Annotated in this window: 2 protein-coding genes; one reads left to right on the top strand and one right to left on the bottom strand. The window is 42.0% G+C overall.

Features of this window, described 5'->3' with window-relative positions:
* On the bottom strand, window positions 1-912 hold a 912-nt coding region (locus A3735_RS20025; protein WP_068638524.1), incomplete at its 3' end, for an integron integrase.
* A 250-nt stretch (window positions 913-1,162) separates the two neighbouring features.
* Here A3735_RS20025 and A3735_RS20020 point away from each other — a divergent pair.
* Window positions 1,163-1,496: hypothetical protein (locus tag A3735_RS20020; protein ID WP_156499782.1), on the top strand; the 334-nt coding region annotated here is incomplete at its 3' end.

The following is a 1,496-nucleotide window of genomic DNA, read 5'->3' as shown; positions in this document are numbered from 1 at the left end:
AATATTGGAATGCCCCAACATTTCCTGAATTGCCCTAATGTCTGTTCCCGCTCGTAGTAGGTTGGTAGCAAAACTGTGCCTAAAGGTATGGCAGCCAGCCTTTTTATATATGTTAGCGAGCTTCAAAGCCTCTTTAATCTTCCGTTGAACCGCACGCTCACCTAAATGGTGACGGCGATAAATACCAGCTCGCGGGTCCTTCGAAAGCGAATTCGCCGGAAACACGTATTGCCATGCAGGGGCTGTTGCAGCATTCGGATACTTACGTGCCAAGGCACCCGGAAGATAGACCGCCCCATAGCCCTCTTCAAGATCTTTCGCGTGCAGCGCGAGTGCATAGTCTATTTGAACTTTTAAGGGCTCAATCAAGGACTTGGGAAGCAGCGTGCGCCGCCACTTTAGCCCCTTAGACTCACGCACTATTAGGCAGTTATTTGCAAAGTCGATGTCTTGAACCCGCAAACGAACCGCCTCCATGACCCTAAGGCCAGCCCCATACATCAGCTTTGTTAGCATAAGGTAAACGCCATCTAACTTACCTATTACCGCCAGCGCCTCGGCATGACTAAATACCGTAGGAATTGTTTGCGGCCGGTTGCTCAGCTTGAAATCAAGATCACCTAGCTCAATCTTCAAAAACTTATGGTACATAAAAACCAAGGCATTGAGCGCAGTCTTCTGCGTATTGACCCCGGCGCTCTGATCGAGCGCTAAAGAACTCAGAAACTGATCGACCTCGACAGCCCCCATTTCCTTGGGGTGCCTTTTGTTGTGAAAACGAATAAAACGTATTACCCAATGGCAATAGGTTTTCTCGGTCTTATAGGCCATTTGTTTACTACGAATAAATGCTCGAAACTGATCAATAAAGCGCACGGGCTTTTTAGGGAGAGGTAGTGGTATATCATCCATAAAACTAATCCTTTAGTTTAAGAGTGAGTCAAAATAGCTATGAAAAGCGACCTCCTGTCGTATATCTATAGCTACCGTTAAAATACGGTAAAAGCTATTTAAAAACAAATAATTATGAAGGCTTGTAATAAAAGGATAGGCGACACGAGTCGCACTTTGTAAATTGCAAAAACTTTGGACTTCATCGGACTCCAGAAATGATGTAGGATTCGTGTGATATAGAATTTTTTTAAAAAAGGATATACGACAAATGGATATACGACCTTATGTCGTAGATTCAAATGTTAGAATTTTTAGGCATCATCCACAAAAGGAAGTATTAGTGATTAAAAAAATACGAATATTAATTTTCATTGCTGTTTGTTCTGCTCTTTTACCAGCTTGCGCTCATTTTTCCTCAAGTTCTTTCCAAGAAGAATATGTTCAAGGTGATCAAACTACATTTAACACTGGTGATTCTGTATTTCTTAAGATTAATAGTTATGCCAATTGGTCTGACTATTCAACGGTTAACACGCTAGTTGCAGATGCACTCCAAGAAAGCTTTTCTAAAAAAGGTATAAAAGCAAAATTTCTCTCTGAGA

The organism is Oleiphilus sp. HI0061, from assembly GCF_001635675.1.
Note: the sequence above shows the minus strand (reverse complement) of the source record. Positions and strands in the feature narration are given on the sequence as shown.